The 333-nt window shown below is 67.3% G+C and carries 1 protein-coding gene; it reads right to left on the bottom strand.

The genetic code is table 11. The features are described from left to right. On the bottom strand, nucleotides 1–333 hold a 333-nt coding region (locus tag JFN90_RS22090), incomplete at both ends, for an InlB B-repeat-containing protein (protein WP_199397295.1).

Here is a 333-nt window from a genome sequence, read left to right as displayed (position 1 = left end):
GTGAAGGTGCCTCCCCCCTGCATGGTCCCCCGCAAGGTCACCTTAGTGATCACCATGGCGGTCTGGGCCACACCGGCATCGACACCGACCGCGGCAAAGGTCGCCGCAACGGCGCGCGGGCTGGTGACATTGCTTATCGTGATGGTGACCGGGGCCAGGCTCGGAAAGGTGGCCGGACTGCCGGATACCGTGGCTGTGCCGCCGGTGACGCCCGTCAAAACCGCTCCGCTGTTGGGGGTGGCCGTGAGAACGGCGTTACCACCGTAGTTGACCTGGGTACTGGCCGGGGTGACGCTGCCGGGCCCGGAAGCGGTACCGGTCACGGTGTACTTC

Source organism: Geomonas propionica (assembly GCF_016458235.1).
GTDB classification, from domain to species: Bacteria; Desulfobacterota; Desulfuromonadia; order Geobacterales; family Geobacteraceae; genus Geomonas; species Geomonas propionica.
The sequence above is the reverse complement of the archived record's forward strand: the minus strand, read 5'-3'. Positions and strand labels throughout refer to the sequence as shown.